This window comes from Sporomusa sp., from assembly GCF_057736855.1.
Genome location: NZ_JBYKYF010000216.1, coordinates 1 through 532 on the forward strand (window position 1 = coordinate 1; position 532 = coordinate 532).

Consider the following 532-nt stretch of genomic DNA (forward strand, 5'->3'; position numbering starts at 1 on the left):
ATCCCCTGCTCCACTACACTTTATGCTTTACCCCAACATTTGACAAAGAACCGAAAAAACGAGCGTGTCGCAAAATGTTTATAGAAAAAACGTCTTGTGACACGCCTTTTTATTATAGTAAATAATTTACAATTTTATTCTATATTGTTAGTCTCCTTTTTATGGATAATTTATAAATTTTTGGAATATAAAGGACATGCTATATTTAGGGAGAGGTAGATTAAAGGAAAAGAAAGGTTTTTTTGTCATATAAAAGAATATAGAAATTAGACAAGTAGCACTCATAAAAAATGGACTCGGAGGGATGTTATGGTAAGTCTATGGGCAAGGAACTGATTGCAGTTGTGTATATGTAGCTTTATTTTAGTATGAATGGATGCATTTCGACATGAATGGAGATGAGGTAAATGAATATTAGAAAAAAGCTATTCATAATTATGTTGCTGATTAGTTTTGTACCACTTGTTTTACTATCTGCCATAATGATTCGTTATTTAAGTACATCTTTAGAGGAAGAGAAGATTGCCCAGTA